This is a genomic window from Mycobacterium sp. (assembly GCF_039583805.1).
Taxonomy (GTDB): domain Bacteria; phylum Actinomycetota; class Actinomycetes; order Mycobacteriales; family Mycobacteriaceae; genus Mycobacterium.
Genome location: NZ_JAVKSH010000034.1, coordinates 1 through 22,712, shown reverse-complemented (window position 1 = coordinate 22,712; position 22,712 = coordinate 1). Strand labels below are relative to the sequence as shown.

Annotated in this window: 24 protein-coding genes, 2 tRNA genes and 1 other RNA gene; 10 read left to right on the top strand and 17 right to left on the bottom strand. The window is 68.3% G+C overall.

Annotated features, from left to right (window positions below; genetic code table 11):
• Nucleotides 1-6: 6 nt before the first annotated feature.
• From ABDW21_RS06615 to ffs, 3 genes are all read right to left on the bottom strand, one after another.
• Nucleotides 7-1,704: a DNA polymerase III subunits gamma/tau gene (locus ABDW21_RS06615; protein ID WP_343602752.1), complete on the bottom strand. Its 1,698-nt coding sequence runs from the start codon at nucleotides 1,702-1,704 to the stop codon at nucleotides 7-9.
• 34 nt (nucleotides 1,705-1,738) lie between these two features.
• Complete coding sequence (locus ABDW21_RS06610; protein WP_343602743.1) at nucleotides 1,739-3,010, bottom strand: aminotransferase; 1,272 nt, start codon at nucleotides 3,008-3,010, stop codon at nucleotides 1,739-1,741.
• 126 nt (nucleotides 3,011-3,136) lie between these two features.
• Nucleotides 3,137-3,231, bottom strand: an RNA gene (ffs, locus tag ABDW21_RS06605) — signal recognition particle sRNA small type.
• Between the two features lie 112 nt (nucleotides 3,232-3,343).
• On the opposite strand from ffs, the gene ABDW21_RS06600 reads away from it, so the two are divergent.
• A tRNA-Ser gene (locus tag ABDW21_RS06600) sits at nucleotides 3,344-3,429 on the top strand.
• A 74-nt stretch (nucleotides 3,430-3,503) separates the two neighbouring features.
• Complete coding sequence (locus tag ABDW21_RS06595; protein ID WP_343601573.1) at nucleotides 3,504-4,274, top strand: hypothetical protein; 771 nt, start codon at nucleotides 3,504-3,506, stop codon at nucleotides 4,272-4,274.
• A 15-nt stretch (nucleotides 4,275-4,289) separates the two neighbouring features.
• Here the strand turns inward: ABDW21_RS06595 and ABDW21_RS06590 are convergent, their stop codons facing one another.
• On the bottom strand, nucleotides 4,290-4,622 hold the full coding sequence (locus ABDW21_RS06590) for a DUF732 domain-containing protein (protein ID WP_343601598.1): 333 nt from the start codon (nucleotides 4,620-4,622) through the stop codon (nucleotides 4,290-4,292).
• A gap of 320 nt (nucleotides 4,623-4,942) precedes the next feature.
• Here ABDW21_RS06590 and ABDW21_RS06585 point away from each other — a divergent pair, with 320 nt between their 5' ends.
• Both ABDW21_RS06585 and ABDW21_RS06580 read left to right on the top strand, forming a co-directional pair.
• Complete coding sequence (locus tag ABDW21_RS06585; RefSeq protein ID WP_343601574.1) at nucleotides 4,943-5,374, top strand: MmpS family protein; 432 nt, start codon at nucleotides 4,943-4,945, stop codon at nucleotides 5,372-5,374.
• Entirely contained in the window at nucleotides 5,371-8,298 is a 2,928-nt protein-coding gene (locus ABDW21_RS06580) for an MMPL family transporter (RefSeq protein WP_343601575.1), read from the top strand. The genes ABDW21_RS06585 and ABDW21_RS06580 overlap by 4 nt, the downstream gene beginning before the upstream one ends.
• A gap of 114 nt (nucleotides 8,299-8,412) precedes the next feature.
• On the opposite strand, the gene ABDW21_RS06575 is transcribed toward ABDW21_RS06580, so the two are convergent.
• Together ABDW21_RS06575 and ABDW21_RS06570 are read right to left on the bottom strand one after the other, a co-directional pair.
• On the bottom strand, nucleotides 8,413-8,832 hold the full coding sequence (locus tag ABDW21_RS06575) for an MmpS family protein (protein WP_343601599.1): 420 nt from the start codon (nucleotides 8,830-8,832) through the stop codon (nucleotides 8,413-8,415).
• Between the two features lie 221 nt (nucleotides 8,833-9,053).
• Nucleotides 9,054-9,518, bottom strand: coding sequence for a DUF5078 domain-containing protein (locus ABDW21_RS06570; RefSeq protein ID WP_343601576.1), 465 nt, complete (start codon nucleotides 9,516-9,518; stop codon nucleotides 9,054-9,056).
• 106 nt (nucleotides 9,519-9,624) lie between these two features.
• Between ABDW21_RS06570 and ABDW21_RS06565 the strand changes: the two genes are divergently transcribed.
• The 4 genes from ABDW21_RS06565 to ABDW21_RS06550 all read left to right on the top strand — a co-directional run bounded on the left by ABDW21_RS06565 (nucleotide 9,625) and on the right by ABDW21_RS06550 (nucleotide 12,090).
• Entirely contained in the window at nucleotides 9,625-10,251 is a 627-nt protein-coding gene (locus ABDW21_RS06565; protein WP_343601577.1) for a cutinase family protein, read from the top strand.
• A gap of 39 nt (nucleotides 10,252-10,290) precedes the next feature.
• Nucleotides 10,291-11,145 (top strand): phytanoyl-CoA dioxygenase family protein, encoded by an 855-nt coding sequence (locus ABDW21_RS06560; protein ID WP_343601578.1) that lies wholly within the window; start codon nucleotides 10,291-10,293, stop codon nucleotides 11,143-11,145.
• A gap of 100 nt (nucleotides 11,146-11,245) precedes the next feature.
• Complete coding sequence (locus ABDW21_RS06555) at nucleotides 11,246-11,716, top strand: WXG100 family type VII secretion target (protein ID WP_343601579.1); 471 nt, start codon at nucleotides 11,246-11,248, stop codon at nucleotides 11,714-11,716.
• A 95-nt stretch (nucleotides 11,717-11,811) separates the two neighbouring features.
• Nucleotides 11,812-12,090, top strand: coding sequence for a hypothetical protein (locus tag ABDW21_RS06550; protein WP_343601580.1), 279 nt, complete (start codon nucleotides 11,812-11,814; stop codon nucleotides 12,088-12,090).
• A gap of 229 nt (nucleotides 12,091-12,319) precedes the next feature.
• Here the strand turns inward: ABDW21_RS06550 and ABDW21_RS06545 are convergent, their stop codons facing one another.
• From ABDW21_RS06545 to ABDW21_RS06510, 8 genes are all read right to left on the bottom strand, one after another.
• On the bottom strand, nucleotides 12,320-13,258 hold the full coding sequence (locus tag ABDW21_RS06545) for a hypothetical protein (protein ID WP_343601581.1): 939 nt from the start codon (nucleotides 13,256-13,258) through the stop codon (nucleotides 12,320-12,322).
• A 94-nt stretch (nucleotides 13,259-13,352) separates the two neighbouring features.
• Nucleotides 13,353-14,405 (bottom strand): DNA polymerase domain-containing protein, encoded by a 1,053-nt coding sequence (locus ABDW21_RS06540; protein WP_343601583.1) that lies wholly within the window; start codon nucleotides 14,403-14,405, stop codon nucleotides 13,353-13,355.
• Nucleotides 14,405-15,433 carry an ATP-dependent DNA ligase gene (locus ABDW21_RS06535; protein WP_343601584.1) on the bottom strand — a complete coding sequence of 343 codons (1,029 nt, stop codon included), beginning with the start codon at nucleotides 15,431-15,433 and terminating at the stop codon, nucleotides 14,405-14,407. The genes ABDW21_RS06540 and ABDW21_RS06535 overlap by 1 nt, the downstream gene beginning before the upstream one ends.
• A 124-nt stretch (nucleotides 15,434-15,557) precedes the next feature.
• Nucleotides 15,558-16,463 (bottom strand): haloalkane dehalogenase, encoded by a 906-nt coding sequence (locus tag ABDW21_RS06530; protein ID WP_343710200.1) that lies wholly within the window; start codon nucleotides 16,461-16,463, stop codon nucleotides 15,558-15,560.
• A gap of 55 nt (nucleotides 16,464-16,518) precedes the next feature.
• Nucleotides 16,519-17,877 carry a wax ester/triacylglycerol synthase family O-acyltransferase gene (locus tag ABDW21_RS06525; protein WP_343601588.1) on the bottom strand — a complete coding sequence of 453 codons (1,359 nt, stop codon included), beginning with the start codon at nucleotides 17,875-17,877 and terminating at the stop codon, nucleotides 16,519-16,521.
• Between the two features lie 77 nt (nucleotides 17,878-17,954).
• A tRNA-Ser gene (locus ABDW21_RS06520) sits at nucleotides 17,955-18,045 on the bottom strand.
• A gap of 29 nt (nucleotides 18,046-18,074) precedes the next feature.
• Nucleotides 18,075-18,533 carry a nucleoside deaminase gene (locus tag ABDW21_RS06515; protein WP_343601590.1) on the bottom strand — a complete coding sequence of 153 codons (459 nt, stop codon included), beginning with the start codon at nucleotides 18,531-18,533 and terminating at the stop codon, nucleotides 18,075-18,077.
• Nucleotides 18,530-19,042 (bottom strand): tRNA adenosine deaminase-associated protein, encoded by a 513-nt coding sequence (locus tag ABDW21_RS06510; protein WP_343601591.1) that lies wholly within the window; start codon nucleotides 19,040-19,042, stop codon nucleotides 18,530-18,532. Before ABDW21_RS06510 ends, ABDW21_RS06515 begins: the two co-directional genes overlap by 4 nt.
• A gap of 116 nt (nucleotides 19,043-19,158) precedes the next feature.
• Here ABDW21_RS06510 and ABDW21_RS06505 point away from each other — a divergent pair, with 116 nt between their 5' ends.
• Complete coding sequence (locus tag ABDW21_RS06505; protein ID WP_343601600.1) at nucleotides 19,159-20,103, top strand: prephenate dehydrogenase; 945 nt, start codon at nucleotides 19,159-19,161, stop codon at nucleotides 20,101-20,103.
• Here ABDW21_RS06505 and ABDW21_RS06500 read toward each other — a convergent pair.
• Entirely contained in the window at nucleotides 20,066-20,632 is a 567-nt protein-coding gene (locus ABDW21_RS06500) for a putative glycolipid-binding domain-containing protein (protein WP_343601601.1), read from the bottom strand. The two genes, ABDW21_RS06505 and ABDW21_RS06500, sit on opposite strands and share 38 nt — an antisense overlap.
• 140 nt (nucleotides 20,633-20,772) lie before the next feature.
• Here ABDW21_RS06500 and ABDW21_RS06495 point away from each other — a divergent pair, with 140 nt between their 5' ends.
• Nucleotides 20,773-21,099 carry a lipopolysaccharide assembly protein LapA domain-containing protein gene (locus ABDW21_RS06495; RefSeq protein WP_343601592.1) on the top strand — a complete coding sequence of 109 codons (327 nt, stop codon included), beginning with the start codon at nucleotides 20,773-20,775 and terminating at the stop codon, nucleotides 21,097-21,099.
• A 7-nt stretch (nucleotides 21,100-21,106) separates the two neighbouring features.
• On the opposite strand, the gene ABDW21_RS06490 is transcribed toward ABDW21_RS06495, so the two are convergent.
• A complete protein-coding gene (locus tag ABDW21_RS06490) occupies nucleotides 21,107-21,715 on the bottom strand; it encodes a histidine phosphatase family protein (RefSeq protein ID WP_343601594.1) in 609 nt (202 codons plus the stop codon).
• Nucleotides 21,716-21,817: 102 nt separating this feature from the next.
• Nucleotides 21,818-22,712, bottom strand: an 895-nt coding sequence (locus ABDW21_RS06485) for a helix-turn-helix domain-containing protein (protein ID WP_343710199.1), incomplete at its 5' end; no start/stop codon positions are given.

Genomic DNA, 22,712 nt, shown 5'->3' with positions numbered 1-22,712 from the left:
AAAACCTCAGCCGTTGTCGATACGGCGAGCGCCCAGTTCGTTCTGCAGCAGTTCGAGGGCGGCCTCGTCGGGGTCCCGGCGCGGTGCCGACGGGTTGTCCTGCCCGGCTTCGGCCAACATGCTCTCCTCTTCGGCCCGCTGCGCAGGCTCGACGTCGGTCAGCGGCATCGCAGTGGCAGTCGCCGCCGGCCCGCCGGGTTCGCAGCGCACCCGCCAGTCCACGCCCAGAGCATCTTTGAGCGCCTCGGCGATGACGTCGGCGTTGCGCTGCTCGCTCAGCCGCTTGGCCAGCGGCGCGGATTCGTGGCTCAACACCAACGTGTTTCCCTCGACCGCGCGCACTGTGGCACCGGCCAGCATCACTTCGGTGGTGCGGCTGCGCTGACGCACCTTGTCGCGCACCGTCGGCCACAGGGTGCGGATGGCAGCCGCCCCGGGTTCGCCTGAGACCGCCTCGGGCGGGCTCTCGGACGCCGGATCCCCCTCGGGTTCAGGGGCTTTAGTCTGCGTGGCGTGCTGCCTGGGCGGGACGGGCTCGCCCGGAATGGACATGTCCAGCCGGGTTTCGATCCGCTCGACGCGCTGCTGCAGCGCCGACTCGGTGTCGCTGGCCGACGGCAGCAGCAACCGTGCGCAGATCACCTCCAGCAGCAGCCGCGGCGCGGTGGCGCCGCGCATCTCGCCGAGACCCGCGTGCACCACCTCGGCGTAGCGGGTCAGCGTCGCCGCCCCGATCCGAGTCACCTGGTCGCGCATCCGATCCAGCACATCCTCCGGGCCATCCACCACCCCGCGCGACGCGGCGTCCGGAACCGCTTGCAGGACAAGGAGGTCGCGGAAACGCTCCAGTAGGTCGACGGCGAATCGTCGTGGGTCGTGGCCGGCGTCGATGACCGACTCCACCGCACCGAACAACGCCGCGGCATCGTCGGCGGCCAGCGCGTCGACGGCCTGGTCGATCAGCGCGACGTCGGTGGCGCCGAGCAGCCCCAGAGCCCGCTGGTAGGTGACATGGTCACCGTCGGCACCGGCCAGCAGCTGGTCGAGCACGGAGAGGGTGTCGCGGGGTGAACCGCCGCCGGCCCGGATCACCAGCGGATACACCGCGTCGTCCACGACGACGTTCTCCCGCGCACAGATCCGCTCGATCAGCGCCCGCATGGTGCGCGGTGGCAGCAGCCGGAACGGGTAGTGGTGGGTGCGCGAGCGGATGGTCGCCAACACCTTGTCCGGTTCGGTGGTAGCGAACACGAAGATGAGATGCTCGGGCGGCTCCTCGACGATCTTGAGCAGCGCGTTGAACCCCGCGGTGGTCACCATGTGCGCCTCGTCGATGATGAAGACGCGGTAGCGCGACTGCGCGGGCGCGTAGAACGCGCGGTCGCGCAGCTCGCGGGTGTCGTCCACGCCGCCGTGGCTGGCGGCGTCGAGTTCGATGACGTCGATGCTGCCGGGCCCGTTGGGTGCCAGCGCCACGCAGGAGTCGCACACCCCGCACGGGGTGGCGGTGGGGCCCTGCTCGCAGTTGAGCGAGCGGGCCAGGATGCGAGCCGACGACGTCTTGCCGCAGCCGCGCGGCCCGGAGAACAGGTACGCGTGGTTGATCCGGCCCGCGGTCAGGGCGGTGCACAGCGGCTCGGTGACGTGCTCCTGGCCCACCACCTCGGCGAACGTCGCCGGTCGGTACTTGCGGTAGAGCGCCACGCTCAGCAGGCTACCGACGGCCACCGACAGGCGCTCACCTGAGCAGGGTCTCGGTCGCGGCCAGCAGCACGCAGGTGGCCAGGCCGTCGATCGCCTCGCGCAGGTCGGGTGTCGACGGGAACGTCGGCGCGATCCGGATGTTCTTGTCGTCGGGGTCTTTCCGGTGCGGGAACGACGCCCCCGCTTCGGTGAGCGCGATACCGGCGTCCTTGGCCAGGGCGACGGTGCGCCGCGCGGTGCCGGGCAACACGTCGAGGCTGACGAAGTAGCCGCCCCTGGGCTCGGTCCACGACGCGATCTTGGAATCACCGAGCCGCTTCTCGAGGACTTCGGCGACGAGCGCGAACTTCGGCGCCAGGATCTGCTGATGACGCAGCATCTGCCGGCGCACCCCGTCGGCGTCACGGAAAAACCGCAGATGCCGCAACTGGTTGACCTTGTCCGGGCCGATCGACTTTTTGCCGGCGTGCTGCAGATACCAGGCGATGTTGCCCAGCGACCCGCCGAGGAAGCTGACACCGGCGCCGGCGAAGGTGATCTTCGACGTCGATGCGAAGACATACGGCCGGTTGGGGTAGCCGGCGGTGGCGGCCAGACCCAGCACGTCGACCTGACGGGGAAAGTCCCGCGTGAGGGTGTGCACCGCATAGGCGTTGTCCCAGAACAGCCGGAAGTCGCTTGCCGCCGTGCGCATGTGGACAAGGCGGCGAACCGCTTCCCACGAGTACGTCACCCCGGTGGGGTTGGCGAAAACCGGCACCGCCCACAGCCCTTTGATCGCGGGGTCGGCGGCGACTAGTTCTTCGATCAGGTCGACGTCCGGGCCGTCCTCGCGCATCGGGACCGGGATCATGTCGATGCCCAGGCTTTCGGTGATGGCGAAATGCCGGTCGTAGCCGGGCACCGGGCACAGGAACGCGACGCGTGCCTCGTCCTTCCAGGGCCGGGACGAGTCCACCCCGCCATGCAGCATCGAGAAGACCACGACGTCGTGCATCAGTTCCAGGCTGGAGTTGTTGCCGGCGATCAGGTTGGGCACGCCGATGCCGAGCAGTTCGCCGAAGATGGCCCGCAACTGCGGCAATCCGTGTAACCCGCCGTAGTTGCGGGTGTCGGTGCCGTCGCCGTCGCGGTAGTCGTCGCCGGGCAGGCTCAGCAGCGCGTTGGACAGGTCGAGTTGTTCGGCTGCCGGCTTGCCGCGGGTGAGGTCGAGCGCCAGCTTCCGGGCCGCCAGCCCGGCGTAATCCCGCTGGTGGTGCGCGTGCCGGGCGGCGAGTTCGGCGCGGCCCAGGGAGTGAAACGACACCATCCGTCCTTTCACCGTCCCGAACTCTCACCGTCCCGAACTCTCACCGTCCCGAACTCTCACCGTCCCGAACTCTCACCGTCACTGCCGTGGGTGGTATCCCGGGGTCGGGCCCGCGGGTTCCGCCATGGGGGACCCCGCGCACCCGCCAGAGCCCGTTGACCCTTGCTGCCCTCCGGCCCTGGGGGAGTTCACAGGATAGACGCCGCGCGGGGTCCATGCAGAGTGTAGTCGCAGGCTGGATTGGATTGCCCGGCTACTCCTCAGGCCGTTCCCGCCTGCATCGTCGCCGGGCTGGCGGCGACCGGCGTCAGCTCGGCTACCATGACCGGCGGAGGATTCGCCTAGTGGCCTATGGCGCTCGCCTGGAACGCGGGTTGGGTTAACAGCCCTCGCGGGTTCAAATCCCGCATCCTCCGCGCTCGGTCCGCGGTGCGACCAGACCCGACGGTCAGGCTTGGTCGCCCGCGGACCACCACATCGAGGAGGGCGTATGGGCCGCACCGCCGCCGTGTTGTGGCACGCATCGCTCAGCCTCGCTGCCGGGGTCCTCTACTTCTTCTTCGTGTTGCCGCGCTGGCCCGAGTTGACGGGCGCCACCACCCACACCGTTGGGACGGCGCTGCGCATCGTGACGGCCGCACTGATCGCCCTGGCGGCGCTGCCGGTGGTGTTCACCTTGCTGGCGGCACGCAAGCTCGAACGCGGCGTTCCGCGGACAGCGCTGACGCTGCGGACCTTCTCGATCGTGGGACACGTGGTGGCGGGTGTGCTGATCGCCGGCACCGCGATCAGCGAGACCTGGCTGAGCCTGGACCGCGCCGGGCGGTGGCTGTTCGGGATCTACGGAGCGGCAGCGGCGATCGCGGTGCTGGCGGTGTGCGGGTTTTATCTCTCCTTCGTCGCCGAACTGCCGCCGCGCCCGCCCAAGCCGGCCACGTCCACGAAGCCCAGGCGGTGGCTGCGCCGCCGGAAGGGCGAGCTCGCCGACGAGGCCACCGAGGCCACCGAGGCCACCGAGATCACCGAAGCCGCCGGGCCTGCCGAAAGCCCTGAAGACACCCGGACCGAAGCGATCGACGAGCCTACCGGGCACCCGGAGACGCCGACGGTTGACGCCTCCGAGGCCGGCGACGACGGGCCGGAGCTGGAGATCGCGGCCGTCGGGGAACCCCGCGGGGGACTGCGCAATCGTCGACCCACCGGCAAGTCGTCGAGTCGGCACCGGCTCCCCCGCGGCGGGATCGTCGACGACGACACGTAGCCGAGCGCGATCCGTTTAGCCGGCGGGAATGTTCTGCAGCTTGGAGGCGAGTTCGGGGCAGTAGATGCTGATGGCGCTGCCCAGGAACTGGTAGGTCTGCACCTGGGTGGTGCCCCTCGGCAGGTTGTGGGCCAGGAATCGCGATGATGCCGCGGCGTCCGGGTCGACACCGTCACCCAGGCGCTTGCAGGCGATCTTGGCCAGGTACGGGTCGTAGTCGTGGGGGCCGTAGATGCCGTACCGCTGGATCTGGTTGTCGAAATCGGTGTCGGGATCGGCGTATGCCGGCGCCGCCAGACCGACCGCGACGACGATCGCGGCGAGCGGGGCCAGCCGGTGTACCGTCATGTCTTGCATCGTAGCGCTCATTATTCGACTCCTTGACACCTGCACCCCGACATCTGCACCGCGCCCGGGCCATCTGGCGGCGACCGGCGCTGGCTCGCCCATTCCGCTTAGACTAGCTAAGGTTGGAGCGAGCCGGGCCGACGGGCGGGTGGACATTTCCGCCGCGGCTATGGCGACATTACCTTAGACCAACTAATCTAAGTGGACAGTGTGGAGGACGGCTCAGTCGAGTCGACCGTCGGCGGCGGGCGGCGACCGTCTGCGGCCCGCTCGCGATCCGACGAAACCGCTCGCGATCCGACGGAAGGGGTGAGGCTGGGATGTTCGCCGCTGTCAAGCGCGTGTGGTTGCCCCTGCTCATCGTTGTGGTCGTCGCGGTCGGCGGGTTCACGGTGTTCCGGGTCCGTGGCTACTTCGGCGACCACGGCAGCGGCGAGGGCGCGTCAAACGTCTTCGAGGACACCAAACCCTTCCACCCCAAAGTGGTGGTCTACGACATCTTCGGCCCGACCGGGAGCGCGGCGGACATCAACTACCTGGACCTCAATGCGACACCGCAGCGCGTGGACGGTGCGCCGCTGCCGTGGTCGCTCAAGTTGTCGACCACCGACCCCGCGGTGAGCCCCAACATCGTGGCGCAGGGCCACAGCGACACCATCGGTTGCCGCATCACCGTCGACGGTGTGGTCAAAGACGAGAGGATCTCCAACGGCGTGAATGCCCAGACCTTCTGCCTGGTGAAGTCCGGATGACCGCGCTCACCGACGCCCCGACCGACGCCCAGCCGGTACCGCGCGAACCGACGCCCATCGCGCTGGTGCGCGCGCGGCTGCCGCGGTGGATCTTCCGGCTGGCGGTCCCGATCATCCTGGTGTGGCTGGCGATGACGGTCGTCCTGAACGTCGTCGTCCCCCAGCTGGACGCGGTCGGGAAGATGCGCTCGGTGTCGATGGCACCCAAAGACGCGCCGGCGATGGTCGCGATGAAGCGCGTGGGTCAGGTGTTCAAAGAATTCGACTCCGACAGCTCGGCCATGATCGTGCTGGAGGGGCAGCAACCGCTGGGCGACGACGCACACCACTACTACGACGAGCTGGTCGCCAAGCTCAGAGGCGACACCACACACGTCGAGCACATCCAGGACTTCTGGAGTGACCCGCTGACCGCGGCGGGTTCGCAGAGCCCCGACGGCAAGGCCGCCTACGTCCAGGTCTATCTCGCCGGCAACATGGGCGAGAGCCTGGCCAACGACTCGGTCGAGGCCGTCCAGAACATCATCAAGAGCATCCCGGCCCCCGCGGGGGTCAAGGCCTACGTGACCGGCGGCTCCGCGCTCGCCGCTGACCAGCACCTCGCCGGCGACCGCAGCCTGAAGACGATCACCACGCTCACCTTCCTGGTGATCATCGTGATGCTGCTGTTCGTCTACCGGTCGGTCGCGACGGTGTTGCTGGTGCTGGGGATGGTCTTCACGGAGCTGGCGGCGGCCCGGGGGGTGGTGGCGTTCCTGGGATATCACCACATCATCGGTTTGTCGACGTTCGCGGTCAATCTGCTGGTCATGCTCGCCATCGCGGCCGCGACGGACTACGCCATCTTCCTGTTCGGCCGCTACCAGGAAGCGCGCACCACCGGGGAGGACCGGGAGTCCGCCTTCTACACGATGTACCGCGGGACGGGCCACGTGATCCTGGGTTCGGGGCTGACGATCGCCGGCGCCACCTTCTGCCTGCGCTTCACCCGGCTGCCGTATTTCCAGTCGTTGGGTGTCCCGCTGGCGATCGGCATGGTCGTGGTGGTGTTCGCCGCGCTCACCCTCGGAGCGGCCGTCGTCGCGGTCGCGAGCCGTTTCGGGCTGCTGGAGCCCAAACGGGCGATGCGGATCCGGGGCTGGCGCAAGATCGGCGCGGTTGTGGTGCGCTGGCCGGGTCCCGTTCTGGTGGCGACGGTGGCGATCGCGCTGGTCGGCCTGCTCACCCTGCCCGGGTACCGCACCAGCTACAACGACCGCCGGTACATGCCGACCGACATCCCGGCGAACGTGGGATACCAGGCTGCCGACCGGCATTTCTCACAAGCCCGGATGAACCCCGAGCTGCTGCTCATCGAAACCGATCACGACATGCGCAATCCGGCCGATTTCCTGGTGATCAACAAGGTGGCCAAGGCCGTCTTCCAGGTGTCCGGTATCGGGCGTGTGCAGGCCATCACCCGGCCGTTGGGAACGCCGATCGAACACACGACGATCCCATTCGCGATGAGCATGCAGGGCACCACCCAGATCCTGAACATGAAGTACATGCAGGATCGCATGCAGGACATGCTGAAGATGGGCGACGAGATGCAGAAGACCATCGAGTCGATGACGGAGATGCTCAACCTGGTGCGGCAGATGTCCGAGACCACCCACCGCATGGTCACCAAGACGAAGGAAATCACGGCTGTGACTGATGAGCTGAGAGATGACATCGCGAATTTCGATGATTTCTGGCGGCCGATCCGCAGCTACTTCTATTGGGAGAAGCACTGCTTCGACATTCCCATCTGCTGGTCGCTGAGGTCTATTTTCAACGCGCTCGACGGTGTAGATCAGATTGACGAGAAGCTCGGCGATCTCAACAAAGAGCTGGATCATCTGGATACGCTGCTGCCGCAGATGCTCACCATCCTGCCGCCGATGATCGTCACCATGCAGACCATGAAGACCATGATGCTGACGATGCAGCAGACCATGGGCGGCCTGCAGGACCAGATGCAGGCGATGATGGACAACCAGTCGGCGATGGGCCACGCCTTCGACGCCTCGAAAAACGACGACTCGTTCTACATGCCGCCGGAGGCCTTCGACAACCCCGACTTCAAACGCGGTATGAAGATGTTCCTGTCTCCGGACGGGCATTCGGTCCGGATGATCATCTCGCACGAGGGCGATCCGATGTCGCCGGAGGGCATCTCACACATCGCGCCGATCAAGCACGCTGTGCACGAGGCCATCAAGGGCACGCCGCTGGAGGGCTCAAAGGTCTACCTCGGCGGCACCGCCGCCATGTACAAGGACATGTCGACCGGCTCCATGTACGACTTGGTCATCGCCGGAATCGCTTCGCTGTGCTTGATTTTCATCATCATGCTGATCATCACGCGAAGCGTGGTCGCAGCCGCCGTCATCGTCGGCACCGTGGTGCTGTCACTGGGCAGCGCCTTCGGGCTGTCCGTGCTGATCTGGCAGCACATCATCGGACTCGAGCTGCACTGGATGGTGCTGGCGATGTCGGTGATCATCTTGTTGGCGGTCGGCTCGGACTACAACCTGCTGCTGGTGGCGCGGTTCAAGGAGGAGATCCATGCCGGGCTGAAGACCGGCATCATCCGCGCCATGGGCGGCAGCGGCTCCGTCGTCACCTCGGCCGGCTTGGTTTTCGCGTTCACCATGATGTCGATGGTGATCAGCGACCTGCGGGTGATCGGGCAGGTCGGCACCACCATCGGTCTGGGTCTGCTCTTCGACACGTTGGTGGTGCGCTCGTTCATGACGCCGTCGATCGCAGCACTGCTCGGCCGATGGTTCTGGTGGCCGCAGCGGGTGCGCACCCGGCCGGCCCGCCAGCCGTCACCGCCCGACCCGCCCCGACCGGGGGTGGGCGAGCTGCTCGTGCAGGAGTCGCGCCGTAGTTGACCTGTCGTGGGTGATGCGGCGCCGATCAGCCCACGATGACGGCAACCGACAGTCGGCGAATCCTGCGCGCCGCAACCGGGGGCGTGGCGTGGTCACTGCCGGCGGACGCGGCAGTCACGCACCCTTGAGAAGGCAGAAGGTGAAAGCGTGCACTTCGTGCGAGATCTTCTCGGCTTTGACCTTGCCGTCCAGCAGAATTCGGCAGCCGATGCTGTCACTGTCGCCCTGTGCGACGACGTTGCCCACGACCGACATCTGGTTCGTCGTGATCTGCTCGGACCAGGGCAGGTGCACTCCATTGACCCGCTGCGGGTCCGAATTGACGTCGAAGTAGCTGATGTCGGCGACGGTGCCCGGGGGCCCGAAAACTTCGTAGGTCAACCGCTTGGGGTCGTAGGGTTTGCTCTCGTCGACCGCGGTGTCGGAGTAGGACGTGTGCTGCTGGGACCCGAAGACGCCGTGCAGCCGCCACACGGCGAACCCCCCGACAACCACGACGGCCGCCATCACCAGCGGTATCCACAGCCGCTTCAGAACCGCGAACACCACGGTTTCCCTTTACCCAGTTCCCTTGATCCAGCCGGCGCGGCCCGACGGATGTCCCAGGTGACCGTTGAGCCAACCGACACGAACCTCATTGACGGCCGCGGCGTCGCGTTCAGTCGACCCTGCTTCGGCCGACCCGCGCCCCGCCGGGGGCGTACCACAGCGCGCGCCTCTGACCGGTTGATGCCGGCGTCCTCATCGGAGGCCGTTCACCAGTCCCACACGGACATGTCCCCGGGGGGGTATTTTGCGCAATTCTCGGTTTCCTTGGCGACGACGCCCTTGTTGTTCCAGAAGATCTTCATGTGGTTGGGCCAGGCCACCCAGAGCGGGGCGGCGGGGAAGGGCGCGGTGTCGTAGAAATGCTGAGAATAGTCTCTGCGGTCCGCCGGCGACAACGAGTAGAACCAATGCGCCTTGTCCTGCGTAGCCTGCTGGACGTTCGGGTGGTTGCGGTAGTCGGTCATGTACCGCTCGTAGTACACCGGGGCGTAATCTCGGGCGGCGGCCAGTATCTGCTCGGGAGTGCAGGTGGTTTCGATCATTCTGCGCGGGATCGGGAAGTCTTCGGTGGAGTCGGCGCTCGCGACCGGGGTGACAACCGCTGCTGCGGCCCCGACAGCGAGCACCGCCACGCCCGCGCGGACCAGGGATCCCAGACGACAAACATGCATGTGGTCACTATAACGCTGCTGTAACGACGCGTGTACAGCGCGCATCGTTCGCCGCGCACTGCGGGGGCCCGGCCACCGAACCGCCGCCACGTGGCAACATTCACGTATGCAGCTAGCCAGCGTCGCCCGCATCGCAGGCGTTGCGCTCATCCTGGGTGTCACGCCGCTTTCCTGTTCGTCAGCCTCAGCTGATCCCTGTCCCGTCGACGAGGTGGTGTTCGCCCGCGGCACCGGCGAGCCGCCCGGGCTGGGCCTGGTCGGCCAGGCATTCGTCGACTCGCTGCAGTCGCACGTCCCGGGCCGATCCATCGCCGTCTACCCGGTGAACTATCCGGCGGCCAACGATTACGCCACCAGCGCGTCGGCCGGCGCCGACGACGTCAGCGCACACGTGCAGGACATCGTGGGGCGCTGCCCCAACACCAAGACGGTGCTGGGCGGATACTCGCAGGGCGCGAGCGTGATCGAGCTGGCCACCGACCGGATGCCCCCGCCGACCCCCGATCACGTCGCCGCAGTCGTGCTGTTCGGCCGTCCGGCCAGTGGTTTGTCAAGCACCCTGTGGGGCGGCCCGCTGCCCGAGATCAACCCGGCCTACAGCTCGGAAACCCGGGATTACTGCAACCCCGATGATTTGATCTGCTCCGACGGCGCGGACCTGGGCGCGCATCTGAATTACGTGCAGACCGGGGTCACGGACCAGGCTGCGGCGTTCGCCGCCAGCCGGCTGTAGCGCGGTGCTGTAACGAGGTGCTGTAACGAGGAAGGCACGATGACCAGCGACGAGGAGTCCGCGACAACGCTGGAAGATCTCAGGACCGACCTGGCGGGGCGATACACGTGGACGCCCAGCAGCGGGGCCTTGGTCGAGCGCGCGATCGTCGAGGCCGACGGGGCGGCCCTGGACCGTGACGGCTACGTCGTCTGGGAGAACTTGCTCGACCCCGAGCAGTGCCGGCAGATCCGCGACGTCGTCACCCCGTGGCTCGGGAACACCGGACGCAACACTTTCGAGGGGCGGCGCACCCAGCGCATCTACAGCCTGCTGAGCAGGACGCGGGTGTGCGACCGGCTGGTCGATCATCCGCGGGTGCTGGCGCAGCTGGACCGGTTGCTGATGCCCAACTGCCTGCTGTCGGCGTTGCAGGCCATCAACATCCAGCCCGGCGAATCCGCGCAGCTGGCTCATCATGACGACGGGTTCTACCCGATCCCACGTCCGCGGGCGCCGTTGGCGGCCGCGACGATCTGGGCGATCGACGACTTCACCGCCGACAACGGCGCGACGGTGCTCTACCCGGGCAGCCACCGCTGGGGCAGGCGCCGGCCCGGCCCCGACGATCACGCCCTGCCTGTGGTGATGCCCGCCGGCTCGTGCGTCTTCTTCGACGGCACCCTGTGGCATGGTGGCGGCGCCAACACGACGACCCGGGATCGTCTTGCGGTGACTGCGCAGTACTGCCAGCCGTGGCTGCGGCCGATGGAGGCGTTCACCCTCTCGGTGCCCCGCGACATCGCGCGTGCGGTCAGCGACGACATTCGCCGCATGATCGGCTACAGCATTCATCCGCCGTTCGTCGGCGCGGTCGACGGCCTGCACCCGCTGCGGCTGCTGGAAGAAACCTGACGCCGGCCCGGCGGTGTGCGCCGGTTCGGCTCGCCCGGGCCCTGTCGCCCACGTGGAATTGCCGCGATGGCGGTCCTGCCAGCGGCGATATACTCGCCGAGTGGCTCAGCTGACCACCGATACCGCGGTCCTGGTGCATGAGGCCGCCAACTTCGAGCGGATCGCCGGGGAGCTGAAAACCGTCATCGCGAAGGTCGAACAGACCGCGGGCGACCTGGACGGTCACTGGCAGGGCACGGCCGCGCAAGCCGCCCAGCGAGCAATTCGCCGGTTCCAACAGGCAGCCGACGCGCAGATCCGCGAACTCAACGCGATCTCGACGGACGTCCACACGGCGGGTGCGCGCTATGCCGCGACCGACGGCGAGCAAGCCGGTGGGCTCGCCTCGGCGATGGACATGAACGGCACCACCAGATCGGCATCAGGCGCGGGTCCGGCGACCGCGCCACCACCACAGAACGGGCAGGTTCATCCGGCTACTGCCAACGCTGACTACGGACATAGATCGCTGCTGGGCACGTGGAAACACGGCAACGGCGCACCCGCCGCGCAGAGTGTCGACTTCGAATAGGGCGCGGCCTTACACCCCGCCTCCGGCGCGTCGGCTGTGATCTTGGGCGGCATCGAGGCGCTGTGGGATGGGGTCGACAAGCTGAGCGAGTGTGAATGACCGTCTACGTGATCTCCCTCGCTGCTGTGGCAATCGGGCTGGCTATCGGTGCCGGGGCGATGACCGCTGCCCGCCGGAGTGCACAAACCCGCGGGCAATCGGTCCGTCGGCAGCGCATCGTCCTGGGGGGTACCTCGATCATCGTCGCGACAATCCTGCTAGTCGATGCAACCGGCACGGCGTCGCATAGGTACGTGAATCTCGCGCTCATCGCCCTGATGGTCGCTGGGTGGGTGTTTGATTGGGTGCGGGGCCGGCGGCGAAGCTCGTTGTGAGCGTCGGTACTCGCCGCACAGCCCCGACTACCTCGTCGACATAACCGCGATCCCGTTGGGCGCGAAGGTCGCCAGCTACGCGATGCTCGATCTGCTGGGCGCTACGTGAAAAGTTACGTCCAGGGATGTGGTGCCCCGTCTGGCGGGGTCGCCTTTATGTGGATACGAGAAGTTGCTTGCCCGTGTTGGGCGGTCCCGGGGCAGGGCTTGACAATGGTGTCAGCTCTCATCACACCGGGATGATGCCATCCAACCCAAGATCCACACCAAGAGCGTCGGCCAGTGCGATCACCACGTTGAACGAGCCGTCGGCGGCGTTGAAGTAGTCGGTGTTGCCGACCGTGTCCAGCGGGGTGAAGTTCGCCGCGTCGAGCCCCAGGTACGCCAGATGCTGCCAGCTGGACAAACTCGGGATGCCGAGGAACTGACTCGCCTGCGCCCAGTTGTCCCCGTCCACGGTGTACACATCGGTGGGAGAGAGGTCGTTGTCGGTGTTCACGCCCATCATCTCGGGGTAGCCAGCTAGTTGCAGCCAGAACTGGGTGAACGGTGCGTTGTCGAATCCCCCGGGAACCCCGTCACCGGGGTCCGCGGCGGGGTCGCCCACCAAAACCACGTGTATGTCGCTCGGGTCGATGCTGGCCACGGATTGCGCGTCCGCGTCGGCGGCCGACGGTGACAGTGCGGGGCTGTAGTCGCTGTTGATCAGCGAATCGAAGTTCCTGCCGCCGTCTGTGGTCAGCACGCTCTCCATCCACGTCGGGTCGTTCAGGTGCGAGTCCACCGCGGACAGGATCGTGGAGGACTGCGAGTAGCCGAACAGGTAAACCGGGTCGGAGGCTGAGATGCCGCCGTTCTGCTGTAGCTCGGCCAGCTTCTCGATCACATCCACCTCGCCCTGCGAGTAGCTGACTCCGCTGAACTGTTCCGGCGTGGTCAGCGCGACGGCGTCAGCCGTGCCGCCCGTGTACCTGTTGGGGTCGAGGTAGCTGGTGACCACCGTGTCGAAGTACGCCGTACCCGGGGTGGCAGTGCCGGTCGGACCCAGGATGAATGCCTGATCGACCAGCTGGTACGGGTCGTGGCGAGCGTGGGTCAGCGTCGATGACAGAGGTGCGACAGTGGCGGAAGCGGCGACGACAACCGCTGTGGCGAGTACCCGTTGCATGAGTGCGGACCGTACAGAGGGTGTTCGTGTTCGGCAACAGTTTTCGCGGGCATATTGATGACGAAGTTCACCCCATATCAGCGAACGCACAGCCTCACCGCCGCCTGTTTTTCCTGGTCAGATCGGTGTCGCGGGATGGCTGCACCCGTTTGGGTTCGCCCGGCATCTTCGGGTAGTTCGGCGGATACGGCAGATCCCCCAGGCCGCGCTGTTCGTCGGCGTCGGCCATCCCCAGCAGCGGCGCGATCGACTGCGCGACGTCGTCGATGCCGGCCCACGGGTCGGCGCGGCGGGCCACCAGATCAGGCACGGCGGCCATGGTGTAGTCGTCTGGGTCGGCGCCGGCCAGCTCCTCCCAGGTCAGCGGGGTGGACACGGTGGCGATCGGGGTCTTACGCACCGAGTACGCCGACGCCATGGTGCGGTCGCGGGCGTTCTGGTTGAAGTCGACGAAGATCCGCGCGCCCCGCTCCTCCTTCCACCACGAGGTGGTCACCGCGTCCGGCGCGCGGCGCTCCACCTCGCGGGCCAGCGCGATGCCGGCGCGGCGCACCGCGACGAAGTCCCAGTCGGTTCTGATCCGCAGGAACACGTGCACACCCCGGCCGCCGGAGGTCTTGGGGTAGCCGATGAGCCCGAGTTCGTCGAGCAGCGGCCGCAGCACGTCGACGGCGACCACGCGGGCCTGGTCGAACCCGGTGCCGGGCTGCGGGTCGAGGTCGATGCGCAGCTCGTCGGGGTGCTCGGTGTCGGGGCAGCGCACCGGCCACGGATGCAGCGTGACGGTGCCCATCTGCGCGGCCCACACGATGTCCGCCGGGTGGGTCACCCGCAGTGCGTCGGCGGTGCGGCCGGACGGGAACGTCACCCGGCAGGTCCGCAGGAAGTCGGGATGGCCGCGAGGTACCCGCTTCTGGTAGATCTCTTCGCCGTCGATGCCGTCGGGAAAGCGCTGCAGGTGCACGGGCCGGTCACGCAGACTGGCGAGCATCGGACCCGCGCCGACGGTGCGGTAGTACTCGACCAGCCGGCGTTTGGTGCCGGCCGAGCCGAGCCGCGGGAAGTACACCTTGTCCGGGTTGGTCAGCCGCACCGTGATGCCGCCGATGTCGAGTTCCTCTGCGGCCTCCTTTTTCGAGCCGGGCATTACGCGTCCAAAACGTCGTCGAGGTCGTAGCCCGGCGGCACGTCGAGCTGGTCGAATGTGCAGCCGGCCGGGTCGCGGTCGGGGCGCCAGCGCACGAATCGGACCGTGTGCCGGAACCGGTCGCCTTCCATCTGGTCGTAGGCCACCTCGGCCACCTTGTCCGGCCGGATCGGGATCCAGCGTCTGTCGGCGCCCGAGTTCCACCGGCTGGGCTCGCCGTCGCAGATCACGTCGGCGCCGGTGCGCAGCGGTTCCAGCTCGGCCAGCAACGCCCGCCGGTCCTTCGCGGTGAACGAAGCCGCGCCGCCCACCATCCGGAGGTGGTCGCCGCGGTAGAGCCCCAGCAGGATCGAGCCGATCCCCTCGCCGCTTTTGTGCATGCGGTAGCCGATCGCCACGCAGTCGGCGTCGCGGACGTGCTTGACCTTCAACATGTCTCGCTTGCCCGGCAGATAGGGCCCGTCGCGCCGCTTGGCGACGACTCCGTCGAGTCCGGCGCCCTCGAAGGTGACGAGCCAGCGCGCGCCGAGTTCGGGGTCGGTGGTCGTGGCGGTGACGTGACAGCGCTGCTGCGGCAGGACCAGCTCGTGCAGCGCCGCGCGGCGAACCCGGAACGGCTCGCCGAGCAGTGCCGCCGAACCGGCAGCCAACGCGTCGAAGCCGACGAAATGCGCCGGCGTCTGCTCCGCCAGCATGGTGACGCGCCTGGCAGCCGGGTGGATGCGTGCCGACAGCGACTCCCAGTCCAGCCGGGTGCGTCCGCCGACTTGCCGGGGGACGACGACTTCGCCGTCCAGCACGCAGCGCGGCACCGTCTCGGCGCGCAACGCCTCGACGAGCTCCGGGAAGTAGCGGCCTAACTGCTTGCCGTTGCGCGACTGCAGCACGATCTCGTCACCGTCGCGAAACACCAAGGCGCGGAAGCCATCCCACTTCGGCTCGTAGGACCACGCGTCGGCGTCTCCGGGCACGGCGCCGGCTGCTTTCGCCAGCATCGGTTCGATCGGCGGCCGCAGCGGAAGGCGCACACCTACATTTTGGCCCACGCGCGGGCGCGCCGGTGATCATCGAGCACCCGGCCGGACGAGTCGGGTGGCGACGGTGTTGCCGCCGGCTCGGCCGGGCCCTCTCACGACGCCCGCAGATCCAGCGTCAGGCGCGCAGGAAGTCCACGATGTGCCCGGCCAGCTCCGGGCCGGCGTCCTCCTGCAGGAAATGCCCGGCGTCGTGGATCACCGGGTGGTTGACACCCTGCGCGCCCCGCATCTGGCTGGCGAAGATGGGACCCATCGCGCCGGTTATCGGATCACCGTCGCTGAAGGCGACCAGCATCGGGGTCGGGCTGGCGCACAGCGTCGCCCAGGCCGACCGGTTGGCGGCCGACGCCGGGTCGTCCGGCGACGTCGGCACCAGAAGCGGCATGGCCCGCGGACCTGCGGAGTAGCTGTCGTCGGGGAACGGCGCGTCGTAGGCCGCGCGCACCTCGTCACTCATCGGGCGGCGGCAGCCCGACTGCACGAACCGGCCGACCTCGATCGAGGGCGCGCTGGTGATCGCCTCGCGGAACCGCCACCAGATCTCCGGCATCGAGATGTCGCCGGTGGGCAGCCCGGTGTTGGCGACGACGATCCGGGTGACGCGCTCGGGATGCTCGGCGGCCAGCCGCAGCCCGATCAGCCCGCCCCAGTCCTGCCCGAACAGCGTCACCCGCTGCAGGTCGAGGACGTCGAACGCCAGCGCGCGCATCCACTCGACATGTCGGGCATAGCTGTGGTCTTCGCGCCGGGTTGGCTTGTCGGAGCGGCCGAACCCCACCAGGTCCGGGCAGACGACGCGGTGACCCGCCGCGGTCAGCACCGGGATCATCGTGCGGTACAGAAACGACCAGGACGGCTCGCCGTGCAGCAGGAGAACCGGGTCGGCGTCGGCCGGGCCATCCTGCACCCAGGCCACCCGCAGCGTACCGCCCTCGCCGTCAGGAATATCGGAATAGCTTGGTGTATAGGGGAACTCGGGTAGATCGGTGAATCGGTCGTCGGGGGTTCGCAACGTCTGCATACCTGCAACGTACCGTGCCGCGCGCACCAGCCCCACAGCGGCCTTCGGCGCACGCTCAGACGCCGACAGCGCGTTCCAGGTCTTTCAGCGAGGTCTCCAGATGAGCGAGCAGCCGCTGCAGGTGCGGCACGCTGCGCCGGCATCCGACCAACCCGAAATCGAGGCTGCCGACGTTGTTGACCACCGTGATGTTCAACGCCTGCCCGTCCAGGGCGATCGAGAGCGGATAGTTGCCGTCGAGTCGGGCGCCGCCCCAGTACATCGGCTCTCTGGGACCCGGCACGTTGGAGATGACTATGTTGAACGGCGGCGACGTCGACGACACGAAACCGGGGACGGCGGACAGGCCCAGCGGCGCGATGAACAACGCCGACAGCACCAAGGCCTGCAGCCGCGGCAGTTCGGAGAACACTTTCTTGTTCTCCCGCATGGAGTCGCTGATCGCCTGGAGCCGGTGCGCCGCGTCGTCGACATCGGTGGCCAGGTTGCACAGGATGGCGCCGACCATGTTGCCGCCGCTGTCGGCCTCGTCCTCCCTGCGCAGGCTCACCGGCACCATCGCGACCAGTGGCGCGTCGGGCAGCGCATGCTGATCGGCCAGGTAGTAGCGCAGCGCGCCGGCGCACATCGCCAGCACGACATCGTTGACGGTCGCCCCGGTAGCCTGCTTGACGGCGCCGATACGGTCCAGCGACCAGGACTGCGCGGCGCATCGCCGGGCGCCGCCGATACGGACGTTGAGCATGGTGCGCGGCGCGGCGAAGGGCAACGTCAGCTGTTGTTCCAGCAACGCCGCACGTGCCAGCGACAGCGTCGAAGGGCCAAGCGCCGCAACCGATCCCACCATCTGGGTGAGCATCTGCCAGCGTGAGCGGCCGGTTGGGCGATGCCGGCGGGGCAGACTCCACAACGCCTGCAGCTCGGCGTCATTCGGGTCTGAGGACAGGGTGCGCTGCATGAGCTTCAGCGCCGACACACCGTCGATCAGGGAGTGGTGCATCTTGGTGTACAACGCGAACCTGCCGTCGTTGAGCCCCTCGATGAGGTGCGCCTCCCACAGCGGCCGGTGCCGGTCGAGCAGAGTGCCGTGCAGCAGCGAGGTCAGCTCCAGCAGATCGCGGACCCGCCCCGGCGAGGGCAGCGCCGAGCGCCGTACATGGTGATCGATGTCGATGTCGTCGGCGTCGTCGAAGACCCAGCCGATGTTGGCGATTCCGCCCAGCAGCTGCGCCGGACGCTTGCGGAACGTGGGCTGGAAGTCGCGCGCGGCGAGCAGCGCCTCGTAGGTCTGTCGGGCGAACTCCGGTCCGGCGCCCTCCGGCGGCTCGAACAGCTGCAACCCGCCGACGTGCATGGGATGCTCGCGGGACTCGCCCAGCAGGAATATCGAGTCGGTGGGTGTGACGAGCTGCATCAGCCCATTAAACCGCGCAGACAAACCACTTCGGCCGAAACCCGCGAGCCGGGTCGTGGCGAACACCCGAGGGAAGTTGGCGGTGGCGGAGGGATTTGAACCCTCGGAGGGAGGTTATCCCTCACACGCTTTCGAGGCGTGCTCCTTAGGCCGCTCGGACACGCCACCGCCGGTGAGCTTACCCAACACGCACCCGGTCAACCCAATCGCTGACGGGCGAAGAAGTCCTGCAGCAGGGCCGAGCACTCGTCGGCCAGCACGCCGCCCCGCACGCTCGGGCGGTGGTTGAGGCGGCGATCCCGCACCACGTCCCACAGCGAACCGACCGCGCCGGTCCTGGGCTCCCACGCTCCGAACACCAGCCGGTCGACCCGCGCCAGCACCAGGGCGCCCGCGCACATCGTGCACGGTTCTACCGTGACCGCCAGCGTCGTTCCTTCCAGCCGCCACCCGTCGCCGAGCACGGCGGCGGCCGCGCGCAGCGCCAGAATCTCCGCGTGCGCCGTCGGATCACCCAGCGCCTCGCGGGCATTGACCGCGCGGGCCAGCTCGGTCCCATCGGCCTCGGCTACCACCGCACCCACCGGAACGTCGCGCGGCCCCGCGGTGGCGGCGACCGCCAGCGCACGGCGGATCAGGTCGTCGTCGCCGGTCACCGCCCCAGCCGGTCGAGCACCGCCGACAACTCCTCGGCGAAACCCATCTCCCGCGCGATGCGGCCCAGCTGCTCGTCGGCGTAGAGGTCGGTTTCGTCGAGGATCACCCCCAGCACCGCCTCGGGCAGCCCGATGTCGGAGAGCAACCCGAGGTCCCCCTCCTCGAACGGGTCGGCGTCCTCGAGGTCTTCGAGGGCGATCTCGGCGTCGAGGTTCTCCAGCACTTCGGCGGCGATGTCGTAGTCGAGCGCCGCGGTGGCGTCGGAGAGCAGCAGCCGGGTTCCCGCCGGCGCCGGGCGCACGATCACGAAGAACTCGTCGTCGATATCGAGGAGGCCGAAAACCGCTCCGGCACTGCGTAACTCGCGCAGCTCGGTCTCGGCGTCAGCCAAGCTGGTCAAGGCCTGCGGGCGCATCGCAGCACAGCGCCAGGTGCCGTCTTCACGCACGACGGCAACACCGAACCCGTCCGGAGTGTCCGCTTTGGCGGAGGTCTGCTGCGCTGCCATGCGCGCAACGGTAGTCGGTGTGCACCGCCTTGAACAGCCGTTCGGCGCCGGACCGGGCCCGTCGGATGCCGCCGCACCCACCGATGTGCCAACCTTGACCAGTGGCGCGAACACCGGTGTGCCTACTGGGCCTGGGGCTGATCGGCGGGTCGATCATGCGGGCCGCCGCCGCGGCCGGCTATCGGGTGTTCGGCTACAACCGGTCGGTGGAAGGCGCGCATGCGGCCCGCGCGGACGGCTTCGACGCGACCACCGACCTGTCCGATGCGCTGACCCGCGCCGCCGGCGCCGGCGCGCTCATCGTGCTGGCCGTTCCCATGCCGGCGTTGCCGACGCTGCTGCGCCACATCCGGGAATCGGCCCCCGACTGTCCGCTGACCGACGTCACCAGCGTCAAAAGCGCGGTGCTGCGCGAGGTCACCGCCGCGGGCCTGCAGGCCCGGTTCGTCGGCGGCCATCCGATGACGGGCACCGCGCACTCGGGTTGGGCGGCCGGCGATCGGCGGTTGTTCGCCGGCGCGCCGTGGGTGCTCAGCGTGGACGACCACGTGGACCCCACGGTGTGGTCGACGGTGATGACGCTGGCGCTGGACTGCCGGGCGGTGGTGGTGCCGGCCCGCTCCGACGAGCACGACGCCGCCGCGGCCGCGATCTCGCACCTGCCGCATCTGCTTGCCGAGGCCCTGGCGGTCACAGCCTCCGAAGTTCCGCTGGCGTTCGCGCTGGCCGCGGGATCGTTCCGGGACGCCACCCGGGTGGCGGTCAGCGCTCCGGACCTGGTGCGGGCCATGTGCGAAGCCAACGCCGCTCAGCTGCTGCCGGCCGTCGACCGGGCCGTCGAACTGCTCGCAGACGCCCGGGACTCGCTCGCGCGCAACAACTCGGTGGCCGAGCTGGTCGAAGCCGGGCATGCCGCGCGGACCCGCTACGACAGCTTCTCGCGGCCGGAGATCGTCACGGTGTCCGTCGGCGCGGAGAACTGGCGCGCGGAGCTGGCCGCCGCGGGCCGGGCCGGCGGTGTGATCAGATCCGCTCTGCCAAGTCTGGGTAGTCGAGGATGAAACCGTCGGCGTCGACGGTGACGGTGGTGTCGGAAACCGGGCTTTGCACCGTGATCCCGTGCTGCGCGCCGGCGCTGCTGTAGCTGACGACCGCCGAGCTGACCGACATGTCGGGCAGGCTCACGTAGATCACCGGCACGATCACCGGCACCGAAATCGAGCAGGCCTGCTCGTACAAGCCGCAACGACGGATCGGCAGAGTGTTGAAGAACGGGCTGAACACCAAGTCGACGTCGAGTGCGCCGTCAAACGACGCACGCGATTCGCCGCCGTGGTCGGTGACCAGCCACATATTCTCCTCGTCGCGCGCGATGGCGAGCTGGCGTTCCCGGTCGGCGAGCGTCACCGTCATCCCGAACCGCTTGGTGGCGCCGGATTCGTCGGTCTGCAGGTCGTAGTAGGCGCCGAACGCCGGGTGCCCGGCGGTGGCCGCGGCCACGATGCGGCCGTTGGCCTTGATTCGGTTGCCGGACAACTGCACCCGCACCGATTCCATCCGTGCCGCGTCGGGTGAGCGCCAGGTCAACATCGCCGGCCACGTGGTGGGCGTCGCGTCAGGGGGTGCTGGTCTCACCGCTCTACCGTAAAGCGCGCCGCGCGGCGACGCTCGGCGGGTTGCTTTCTGCGCGGTTCGGCCACTTTATCCGGGCGAGAGGGCAAGATAGGGCCATGAGCAGCGAATCGCCCGCATCGCCAAACCAGCCGTTTCCGACACCGGACGGTGCGCCCGCGCACTCGCCGGTCACGTTCACCCGGGCGGGTGCCCTGTGGGCGGCGCTGACCGCCGGCTTCCTCATTCTGATCGTGTTGCTGATCTTCATCACCCAGAACACCGAGTCGGCGCAGTTCGCCTTTTTCGGCTGGCGCTGGACCCTGCCGCTGGGCGTGGCCATGCTGCTGGCGGCGGTGGCCGGCGGTTTGATCACCGTGTTCGTCGGCACCGCACGGATGTATCAGCTGCGCCGGGTGGCCAAGAAACACGCCCACGGTCGGTGAGCGGCCGCTACCCGCGCTGATTGCGCGGCAGCAGATCCCAGACATGTTCGGTGCCGTTCACCGCCGCCACCGTGGGCTGACCGGACCGGGAGAACAGCAGGCGGGTCACCGACGCGTAGTCGATGGGAAACGACAGCAGGCGTTTGGTGCCCAGGATCTCGTGCAGCACCACGTTGATCACCCCGCCGTGGCTGAACACCGCCACGCTGTCGTCCGGGTCCGCCGCCGCCACGACGTCGCTGATGCCGGCGCCGACCCGGGCGCGGAAACCGGCTTCGTCGACCGAGCTGGGCAGATGCCCCTCCGCCATCCGGGCCCACTCCTGCGGATTCTCCTCGCGGATCTGCTCGATGGGGACGTAGGCCGGCAGGTCCCGGTCGTACTCGGCGAAGCGGTCGTCGACGTCGACCGCAAGCGTGCGCGCCGCAGCGACCGGCTCCGCGGTCTGGATCGCGCGCCGCTGCGGGCTGCTGACCACCCGGGAGACGGGAAACCTCGCCAGCGCCGCGGGCAGGCGCGCAACCTGAGCCCGGCCCTGCGCCGACAGCTCGGGGTCGGACCCCTGGCCGTGGTCGCTGCGCAACGGCAGAGCATGCCGGACCAATAGCAGTTGCATCGTGGTGTCCTGTCGTCGGGTCCCCGGGAGCACACGGGACGGGATGGCCTGACCTTCATCACCGGATCTGTATCACCGACTCTGTATCACCGACCCTGCCGTTCAGGCGAGGGGCGGGCTTCCGTTGGACGCGACGGCCGCCAAGCCCTGACGGGGCTGACCCTCGACGCTGCGCCAGCGTAGTGCCTCCAGGGCCACCGCGACGTGCACGCTGGTCGCTTCCAGCGGTTGCGGCAACAGTTGATCGGCACGTACCAGTCTGCGCAACAACGTGTTTCGATGGATGAACAGGCGGGTGGCCGCCCGCGAGGCATTGCACTGTTCGTGGATGAAGGTGCGGACGGTCTGCTGGAGTTCGGTGTCCGCCGACTCGAAGTCGCCGAGCGTCCTTTTGACGAACCGGTCAGCACGTTCGGGGTCGGCGGTGATCAGCGCGATGAGTTCGACGTCGGCGAAGCTGACGACCCGCTGGGGGGCTTCGAGTCGCGCCACCAGGCGCTGAGTGGCGATGGCGTCCAGATGGCTGCGCCGGAAGCCCTCGATTCCCTCCGCGGTGGGCCCGACCGCGATCCGCACTCCCGGCAGTCGGCTCACCGCGGCGGCGACGCCGCCCAGGTCCGGTCCGTCGGGGCCGGGCAACCACACCCATCGAGTTGCGGCACCGGCCAACAGCGACAACGGCTGGCGGCCGTCAGCGGTGCGCGTCAACGCCTCGGCGGCGCGGTCGAGATCGGACAGGTCGGTGTTCGATGCGTCACCCCAGATCACCGCTGCGGTGTGGCTCTGCCCGAAACGGTAACCGAGTCGGTTCTCCGCGTGCCGCGGCTTGATCGGAGCCCCGTCGAGAACCAGTGCGACGATCTGCCGGCGTTCGGCGTGCGTACCGTTGGTCAGTTCGTCACGTTCGATCTGCATCTGCCGGTAGACGGTATGGGGGGCTGGGGCCTCGCTCACATGTGAACGTGGGTTGCCGACAGGAATCAGGTCCTGGCCGGTA

What these genes read in the sequence shown, in the direction of transcription:
- ABDW21_RS06595 (WP_343601573.1), top strand. Translation starts at nt 3,504, where the DNA reads ATGGGCCGCACCGCCGCCGTGTTGTGGCACGCATCGCTCAGCCTCGCT.
- ABDW21_RS06590 (WP_343601598.1), bottom strand. Translation starts at nt 4,622, where the DNA reads ATGACGGTACACCGGCTGGCCCCGCTCGCCGCGATCGTCGTCGCGGTC.
- ABDW21_RS06585 (WP_343601574.1), top strand. Translation starts at nt 4,943, where the DNA reads ATGTTCGCCGCTGTCAAGCGCGTGTGGTTGCCCCTGCTCATCGTTGTG.
- ABDW21_RS06580 (WP_343601575.1), top strand. Translation starts at nt 5,371, where the DNA reads ATGACCGCGCTCACCGACGCCCCGACCGACGCCCAGCCGGTACCGCGC.
- ABDW21_RS06570 (WP_343601576.1), bottom strand. Translation starts at nt 9,518, where the DNA reads ATGCATGTTTGTCGTCTGGGATCCCTGGTCCGCGCGGGCGTGGCGGTG.
- ABDW21_RS06565 (WP_343601577.1), top strand. Translation starts at nt 9,625, where the DNA reads ATGCAGCTAGCCAGCGTCGCCCGCATCGCAGGCGTTGCGCTCATCCTG.
- ABDW21_RS06560 (WP_343601578.1), top strand. Translation starts at nt 10,291, where the DNA reads ATGACCAGCGACGAGGAGTCCGCGACAACGCTGGAAGATCTCAGGACC.
- ABDW21_RS06550 (WP_343601580.1), top strand. Translation starts at nt 11,812, where the DNA reads ATGACCGTCTACGTGATCTCCCTCGCTGCTGTGGCAATCGGGCTGGCT.
- ABDW21_RS06545 (WP_343601581.1), bottom strand. Translation starts at nt 13,258, where the DNA reads ATGCAACGGGTACTCGCCACAGCGGTTGTCGTCGCCGCTTCCGCCACT.
- ABDW21_RS06540 (WP_343601583.1), bottom strand. Translation starts at nt 14,405, where the DNA reads ATGCCCGGCTCGAAAAAGGAGGCCGCAGAGGAACTCGACATCGGCGGC.
- ABDW21_RS06530 (WP_343710200.1), bottom strand. Translation starts at nt 16,463, where the DNA reads ATGCAGACGTTGCGAACCCCCGACGACCGATTCACCGATCTACCCGAG.
- ABDW21_RS06525 (WP_343601588.1), bottom strand. Translation starts at nt 17,877, where the DNA reads ATGCAGCTCGTCACACCCACCGACTCGATATTCCTGCTGGGCGAGTCC.
- ABDW21_RS06510 (WP_343601591.1), bottom strand. Translation starts at nt 19,042, where the DNA reads ATGGCAGCGCAGCAGACCTCCGCCAAAGCGGACACTCCGGACGGGTTC.
- ABDW21_RS06500 (WP_343601601.1), bottom strand. Translation starts at nt 20,632, where the DNA reads ATGTTGACCTGGCGCTCACCCGACGCGGCACGGATGGAATCGGTGCGG.
- ABDW21_RS06495 (WP_343601592.1), top strand. Translation starts at nt 20,773, where the DNA reads ATGAGCAGCGAATCGCCCGCATCGCCAAACCAGCCGTTTCCGACACCG.
- ABDW21_RS06490 (WP_343601594.1), bottom strand. Translation starts at nt 21,715, where the DNA reads ATGCAACTGCTATTGGTCCGGCATGCTCTGCCGTTGCGCAGCGACCAC.